General features: G+C 52.1%; 1 pseudogene. It reads right to left on the bottom strand.

Annotation, left to right across the window (positions count from 1 at the left end):
- Positions 1 to 98: 98 nt before the first annotated feature.
- Positions 99 to 240 (bottom strand): annotated as a pseudogene (locus HMPREF3052_RS10270) (single-stranded DNA-binding protein); the annotation flags it as partial.

Raw genomic sequence — 240 nt, 5'->3', positions numbered from 1 at the left:
GCGCGGCTAACATTTCGCTTGCTTTCATCGCCTTGTTTCCTTTTGTTATACCGCCCTCTCAACGGCTCGGACGTTTTAGGCCGCCTGCCTGTGGTTAATCAAAACGGCAAATCATCATCGTCAACATCTTCAACAGGCGCGGCCGGTGCTTGCTGATGTTTCGGCTGTTCCTGCGTTGCTTGGCTATTACCGCCTAACATCTTCATTTCATTGGCGATAATCTCGTAGGCCGTGCGCTCG

Origin of the sequence: Neisseria sp. HMSC056A03, from assembly GCF_001815685.1 — a bacterium.
Lineage (GTDB): Bacteria > Pseudomonadota > Gammaproteobacteria > Burkholderiales > Neisseriaceae > Neisseria > Neisseria subflava.
Note: the sequence above shows the minus strand (reverse complement) of the source record. Positions and strands in the feature narration are given on the sequence as shown.